This window comes from Phytobacter sp. V69 (genome assembly GCF_965644215.1).
Lineage (GTDB): Bacteria > Pseudomonadota > Gammaproteobacteria > Enterobacterales > Enterobacteriaceae > Phytobacter.
The window spans coordinates 1-7,149 of sequence record NZ_CBFFRL010000216.1 but is presented as its reverse complement, the minus strand read 5'-3'; the positions used below and the strand labels follow the sequence as shown (position 1 = coordinate 7,149).

At 54.6% G+C, this 7,149-nt stretch carries 7 protein-coding genes; 5 read left to right on the top strand and 2 right to left on the bottom strand.

Annotated elements, in window-relative coordinates; genetic code table 11:
• Window positions 1–206: 206 nt before the first annotated feature.
• Complete coding sequence (locus ACSZPU_RS21600; protein ID WP_499003001.1) at window positions 207–1,214, bottom strand: LacI family DNA-binding transcriptional regulator; 1,008 nt, start codon at window positions 1,212–1,214, stop codon at window positions 207–209.
• 295 nt (window positions 1,215–1,509) lie between these two features.
• Between ACSZPU_RS21600 and ACSZPU_RS21595 the strand changes: the two genes are divergently transcribed.
• The 5 genes from ACSZPU_RS21595 (at window position 1,510) to ACSZPU_RS21575 (ending at window position 5,902) form a co-directional block, all read left to right on the top strand.
• A complete protein-coding gene (locus tag ACSZPU_RS21595) occupies window positions 1,510–2,847 on the top strand; it encodes a PTS sugar transporter subunit IIC (RefSeq protein WP_499003000.1) in 1,338 nt (445 codons plus the stop codon).
• Window positions 2,848–2,858: 11 nt separating this feature from the next.
• Complete coding sequence (locus ACSZPU_RS21590) at window positions 2,859–4,286, top strand: glycoside hydrolase family 1 protein (RefSeq protein ID WP_499002998.1); 1,428 nt, start codon at window positions 2,859–2,861, stop codon at window positions 4,284–4,286.
• 9 nt (window positions 4,287–4,295) lie between these two features.
• On the top strand, window positions 4,296–4,613 hold the full coding sequence (locus ACSZPU_RS21585) for a PTS sugar transporter subunit IIB (RefSeq protein ID WP_499002997.1): 318 nt from the start codon (window positions 4,296–4,298) through the stop codon (window positions 4,611–4,613).
• Between the two features lie 69 nt (window positions 4,614–4,682).
• On the top strand, window positions 4,683–5,456 hold the full coding sequence (locus ACSZPU_RS21580; RefSeq protein ID WP_437433698.1) for a GntR family transcriptional regulator: 774 nt from the start codon (window positions 4,683–4,685) through the stop codon (window positions 5,454–5,456).
• Window positions 5,453–5,902, top strand: coding sequence for a GNAT family N-acetyltransferase (locus tag ACSZPU_RS21575; protein WP_499002996.1), 450 nt, complete (start codon window positions 5,453–5,455; stop codon window positions 5,900–5,902). Before ACSZPU_RS21580 ends, ACSZPU_RS21575 begins: the two co-directional genes overlap by 4 nt.
• On the opposite strand, the gene galR is transcribed toward ACSZPU_RS21575, so the two are convergent.
• Window positions 5,899–6,906 (bottom strand): HTH-type transcriptional regulator GalR, encoded by a 1,008-nt coding sequence (galR, locus tag ACSZPU_RS21570; protein WP_499002994.1) that lies wholly within the window; start codon window positions 6,904–6,906, stop codon window positions 5,899–5,901. The two genes, ACSZPU_RS21575 and galR, sit on opposite strands and share 4 nt — an antisense overlap.
• Between the last annotated feature and the right edge of the window lie 243 nt (window positions 6,907–7,149).

The window sequence follows — 7,149 nt, the reverse complement described above, 5'->3', positions numbered from 1 at the left end:
CACCAGTACAAAGTGATCGTATACGTTTTACAGAGAGATAATACAGCTCAGCTAAGGTAAGGCTAATACAGCTAAGGACTCCACTGAACCCCACCGATTAAATCGCACCTTCCCTAATAATAAGTGCGAGAATTTTGATGCGCTCCAACGACCTTGCTATAAGCGCCGTTTGGGTAAATAGGTCAGAGGTAAGACTCGCTTACCTCTTAAAAAAACGGCCCGGTGGTGACTGATTCGCGCAGCACGAGCGTGCCGGTAAACGGTGGAATGGCTTCGATCGTCTCTTTATTTGCCAGACGAATCGCCTGATCGATAGCCGTGGTGATCATATTGTCGATTGGCAGATAGACCGTGGATAAGCCGGGTTCCAGCCATCGGGCACTTGGGGCGTCATCAAAGCCAAATAGCGAGATATCCTGCGGGATACGTAACCCCGCCTGATACAGCGCCTTCGAAGCGCCCAACGCCATATCATCGTTACAGGCAAACAGCGCGCTGAACGTCACGCCCTCGTGTAAGAGCTCTTGGCACAGTTCATAGCCGCGCGACATGGATGAGTCACCGTATTTCACTTTCGCCGGATCCCAGCGAATGCCGTGTTTTTCCAGTGCCTTGCGATACCCCATAAGGCGGGCTTTGCCGGTTGGCGTGTGAATGGGCGCGGTGATGCAGGCGATATCGTGGTGACCCTGAGTGACCAGGTAGTCTACCGCCTGAAACGCCGCATCCTGCTGTTCGAAAAAGACGCATTTATCGTGCGCCTGAAACACCTCGCGGTTTATCACGATAAGCGGCATCGGGGTGGTGTCGATGAGGCGGATGATCGCCTTTTCACTCATAAAGCGGGTGTACAGAATGATGGCATCGCAGCGTCTGTCGGCCAGCATTTGCACCGCCAGCTCTTCGCGTTCGGGCGCATCGTGTCCGTCGGTCACAATCAGCTGTTTGCCATAGGCTTCTGCCTGACGCGATGCCTGTTGTAACAGACGACCAAAATAGAAACCATTGAAGGTGGAGACCACCAGGCCAATGTTATTGCTGGTTCGGGTTGCCAGTGACTGAGCAAGAATATTAGGCCGATAGCCTAGCTCTTCCATCGCCTGATAAACCCGTTTGCGGGTGCTCTCTTTTACCTGACCTGTGTCGTTCAACACGCGCGATACCGTGGCCTTGGAGACGCCCGCGCGCAGTGAGACATCCAGCATAGTCGCCATGACCTGATCCTGTATCACATAAGGGCCAGTATTTTATCACATTCATCAAAACGCAGCGGGGCGGTGGAGAGACAAAACCGGATCGATCACGTTTTTCATGTAAGAGAAGGAAATCCCTGGTTTTTATAAGGTGGTATGCCAAATCTTGCAAATATGGCAAATCTGGAATACCAGATGCAGTGTTGCGACCTTAATCACAGAACTATTTCCCGCTGATGGCTATTTTTGGTATGCCAAAAGGTATTGAGCTGTATACCTGACACCATAAAAAAGCCCTTTTAATGAGGTACCTCTCATGGCTCTACAGGAAAAGTTAATCGATTCTCTGGGTAGCTTCGCGACCAAATTCAACAGCTATCGCTATATCATGGCGATCAAGGCCTCCTTTATTACCCTGATGCCGGTCATTATCGTCGGTGCCTTCTCTGTCCTTATCTCCAACATGGTGTTGGATCCGAAAAACGGCCTCGCCAGCTTTGATGCTCTGTCGTTCCTGGCGGCGCTTAAGCCGATTACCAGCGCCATCAACTATGCCACGCTCAATTTTTTGAATATCGGCGCGGTGTTTCTGATTGGTATCGAACTTGGGCGTATCAACGGCATCAAAACCCTGTTCCCCGGTTTGCTGGCGGTGATCTGCTTTATCTGTGTGACGCCTACAACCGTGGAAATGCTGGTCGATGGCCAAATGCACGTGGTGAAAGATGTGCTGCTGCGTCAGTTCTCGGACACCCGCAGCCTGTTCCTGGGCATGTTTATCGCGATTCTCTCGGTTGAGATTTACTGCTGGCTGGAAACCCGTGAAGGGCTGAAAATCAAAATGCCGGACACGGTGCCGCCTAACGTCTCGGCGTCGTTCTCTGCGCTGATCCCGGCCATTATCACCACCACCGTTATCGCGACCTTTGGTTTTGTCTTCCATCAGCTCACCGGCATGTATCTCTACGATGCAGTCTATCAGGTGGTGCAACAGCCGCTGGAGCGCGTGGTGCAAAGCCTGCCGGGTATCCTGCTGCTGATGTTTGTCGCCCAGCTGTTTTGGGTCATCGGCATCCACGGCAACCAGATGATCAAGCCGATCCGCGAACCGCTACTGCTGGGAGCGATCACGGTCAACATGTCTGCCTTCGAGCAGGGCAAAGAGGTGCCGAATATCATCACCATGCCGTTCTGGGATGTGTATATGAGTATCGGCGGCTCTGGCCTGACGATTGGCCTGCTGATCGCGGTGATGATCGCCACTAAGCGCAAAGAGATGAAGGAGATCGCCAAGCTTTCCATCGGCCCTGGCATCTTCAACATCAACGAGCCGGTAATTTTCGGTATGCCGATCATGCTCAACCCGATCCTCGCGATCCCCTTCATTATCACCCCGCTGGTGACCGGCTCGATCGGCTACTTTGCCACGGTCACCGGGTTTGCGGGCAAAGCCGTGGTGATGGTGCCCTGGACCACGCCGCCGCTGATCAACGCCTGGCTTTCCACCGCCGGTTCGATGGGCGCGGTGGTCACGCAACTGGTGTGTATTCTGGCCTCAATCATTATTTACCTGCCTTTTGTGAAGATTGCTTCCCGCCGTGCGGAGCAGGCGCAACTGCAGGCTGAGTCAACTGAAATGGCGAAAAACGCGTAAAGGAGTCTGACGTGAGCACGAAAACACTCACCATCCCGCCGTCGTTTATTCTTGGCGCGGCGGCGTCAGCCTGGCAAACCGAGGGCTGGAGCGGCAAAAAAGAGGGCCAGGATTCATGGCCCGACCTTTGGTACAAAAACGACAGACAGGTCTGGCATGAGGGCTACGGCCCGGCGGTGGCAACCAACTTTTACCACCGTTTTCGTGAAGACGTGCAGCTGATGAAGCAGGCCGGGCTGACGCACTATCGGACTTCCATCAACTGGTCGCGCTTTCTGACCGACTATGAAAATGGCGTCGTGGATGAAGAGTATGCGGCGTACTACGACCAGTTGTTTGACGAGATGGCGCGCCAGCGCATCGTGCCGATGATCTGCCTGGAACATTACGAATTGCCCGGTTATCTGCTGGAAACCTACGGCGGCTGGGCGTCGAAAAAGGTCGTCGAACTGTATCTGCTCTACGTCGAAAAAGTCTTTGAACGCTTTCACCAGAAGGTGACGCGCTGGTTCACCTTTAACGAGCCCATTGTGGTGCAAACCAGGGTCTATCTGGATGCGCTGCGCTGGCCGTATGAGCAGAACACCAGTACCTGGATGCAGTGGAATCACCATAAAAATCTGGCCACGGCGAAAGTGGTGAGACTGTTTCGCGAGAAGGGTTATGTGGGAACCGTGGGCTGCATTCTGAACCCGGAAGTCACCTATCCGCGCTCCCGTGCGCCGCACGACCTGCATGCGGCCGAAATGTACGATCTGTTCTATAACCGCGTGTTCCTTGACCCGATGGTGAAAGGTGCGTATCCGCCGGAACTGTTTGCGGTGCTGGAGAAGCATCAGGTGAGCTGGGACTACACCGAAGAAGAACTGGCGATCATTCGCGACAACACTGTTGATGAGCTCGGGATCAATCTCTACTACCCGCACCGTGTTAAAGCGCCTTCCCGCGCCTGGCATCCGGAGACACCTTTCCATCCTGCTTACTACTATGAGCCGTTTGAACTACCCGGCAGGAGGATGAACAAGTCGCGAGGCTGGGAAATCGGGCCATTCATTATTTACGACATGGCGATGCGCATTAAAAACGAGTACGGCAACATCCCGTGGTTTGTGGCGGAAAGCGGGATGGGGGTGGAAAACGAAGGGCAGTTTCGCAATGCCGATGGGATGATTGAAGACGATTACCGAATTGCCTTTATTGCCGAGCACCTCTACCAGACGCTGCGTGCACGGGAGGAGGGTGCCAATTGCCACGGCTATATGCTCTGGGCGTTTACCGACAACGTTTCGCCGATGAACGCCTTCAAAAACCGTTACGGGCTGGTGGAAATCGATGTGCAAAACAATCGTGACCGACGGGCGAAAAAATCGCTCTCCTGGTATCGCAGGTTAAGCGACGAACGCCAGCTTACGGTCTCTCTTGATGATGAATGGAAATAAGGAGCTGTGATGAAACGTATTGTCCTGTGTTGCTCTGCCGGGATGTCTACATCACTGGTGGTGACCAAAATGGAGAAGAACGCGGCTGAGCGCGGCCTTGAGCTGAAAATCTACGCGATTGCCGAGCAGGCGTTGCGCGATGAATTGGGCAGCCACAGCGGTGAGATTATTGCCGTGTTGTTGGGGCCGCAGGTGCGCTTCAAGCTCGCGGAAAACAAGAAACTTACCGACGAATACAATATTCCCATCGATGTGATCGATCCGGTCGCGTATGGCACCTTAAATGGCGCGAAAGTTCTCGATCAGGCACTAAATTTGGTAAGATAGCGCGCCGAAAGACCGGGGGATCTCCGGCCTTAGATTCAACTAAAGGTTTGTACAGGTGATGGTGATATTGTGGAAAAAGCTGTAATCCCGCCGGAAAAGAAACAGTACCAGGAAATTGGCGAAGATTTACGCGCGCAAATAATCCAGGGGCACTACCCCGTGGGATCCCGCCTTCCGCCTGAGCGCAATATTGCCGAAAAGTATGGCGTCAGCCGCACCATTGTCCGTGAAGCCCTCTTAATGCTTGAACTGCAGGGAACCGTCGACATTCGTCAGGGGTCCGGCGTTTATGTGATGCGTATTCCCCAGGAACACGAAAACGAAGAAGAGCGTTTCCTCAGTAGCGATGTTGGCCCGTTTGAAATCCTGCAGGCTCGCCAGTTGCTGGAGAGCAACATCGCCGCCTTTGCCGCCAAAATGGCAACGCGGGCGGATATCGATAATCTGCGCCGCATCCTTGAGCAGGAGCAGCGCGCGATTGCCCTAAACGACACCAGCCAGGACAACAGCAAAATGTTCCACCTGGTGCTGGCGGGCGCTTCGCAAAACCAGATGCTGCTGGCAACGGTAGAGAGCGTCTGGCACCACATGGACAGCAGCCCGCTGTGGCAGCAATTTAATGTGCACATCGCCAGCCGCCCCTATCGCCTGAAATGGCTTGGCGACAGGCAAACGTTGCTGGCCGCGCTGCGCCGCCGCGACGTGATGGGCGCATGGCAGGCCATGTGGCAGCATCTTGAAAACGTAAAAAAGAGTTTGCTGGAACTCTCGGACGAAGATGCCCCGGATTTTGACGGCTATCTGTTTGAATCGGTGCCGATTTTTCAGGGGAAATTAATGTGAAAGTGATTCCGCTCTATGCCGCGCCGCAGCACGCGGAGCAGGTGATCGAGTGGCTCTGGCGCGAGTTTGGTGACTCGCTGCCGCGCGCGTTCTTCACCAGCATCATTGAACACAGCCAGACGCCGGGTAACCTGCCGCTGACCTTTGTGCTGGTGGACGGTGAAACGTTGCTCGGTACTGTGGGGCTGTGGCGCTGCGATTTGATCAGCCGTCAGGATCTGTTCCCGTGGCTGGCTGCGCTCTATGTTGCGCAATCCGCTCGTGGGCAAGGGCTGGCGCGGACATTACAGCAGCATGTGATTGAGACTGCGCGGGAGATGGGGTTTACCGAGCTGCATCTTTACTCGGCCTGCCGTGATTTTTACGAGCGCTTTGGCTGGCAGTATATCGGCGACGGCCTCGATTACCCGGACACGACCGTCCACCTCTATCGCTTTACGCTCTAGTTTTCCTGTGGCGCGACCACCGAGTGGCGTCTTACCAGCGTCGGATTGAACACATGCGTGACGTCAGGAGCCGGGCGGTTTTCTGCCAGCGCCAGCGCCAGTTCAGCCGCCTGTGTTGCCATCGTCACGATCGGATAGCGCACCGTGGTCAGACGCGGGCGGACATAGCGTGATATCAGCACATCATCAAAGCCGATCAGCGAGATTTCGTCCGGCACATTAATGCCGTTATCGTTGAGGACGCCCATCGCACCTGCCGCCATCGAGTCGTTATAGCAGGCGATCGCGGTGAAATTCTTCCCGCGCCCGAGCAGTTCGGTCATCGCCTGTTCACCGCCGCTCTCATCCGGTTCGCCGAAGGTGACCAGACGGTCGTTACACGGCAGGCCATTTTCTTTGAGGGCGTCGTAATAGCCCTGCAGACGGTCTTCCGCATCGGAAATCGCGTGGTTGGAACACAAATAACCAATACGGGTATGGCCTTGTTGAATCAGGTGACGCGTTGCCAGCCAGGCGCCGTAGCGGTCATCCAGCGACACACAGCGCTGCTCGAAACCGGGCAGGATGCGGTTAATCAATACCATGCCGGGGATCTGTTTCATCAGTGCGATAAGCTCGGCGTCCGGCACCATCTTGGCGTGGACAACCAGCGCAGCGCAGCGGTGGCGAATCAGTTGCTCAATTGCGTTACGTTCTTTTTGCTCGCTGTGGTACCCGTTGCCGATCAACAGGAAGTTGCCGGTGCTGGAAGCCACCTGTTCAACGGCTTTGACCATGGCGCCAAAGAAAGGGTCGGAGACATCCCCAACCACCAGACCGACCGTTTCCGTCGACTGTTGCGCCAGCGCGCGGGCATTGGCGTTGGGATGATAGTTCAGGCTCTCCATTGCGGTCCGTACCGCCAGGCGTGAGGCTTCACTGGCTTTGGGGGAGTCGTTGATCACACGAGAGACCGTAGCGACAGACACACCTGCGAGCCGGGCTACATCTTTTATTGTCGCCATTGTGTACCTTCATTTGGGGGTAAGCGTTTACACACCTACTTATGTTACGGAAATGCGCTGGCGAATCAAGGTTGTCACCCTTGCAGTTTTCGCAAACGTGAGCTGACGCGTTGAAATAGCGTGAAAACGTTACATGGCAAATATATCCGGAAATATACAATAAGAATCTTTAGATAGTGTCGTCACAAGATTTTAGCCCAGAGAGCGATGCATCTGATCTGGACGGCAGCGAGAAATGAGGCC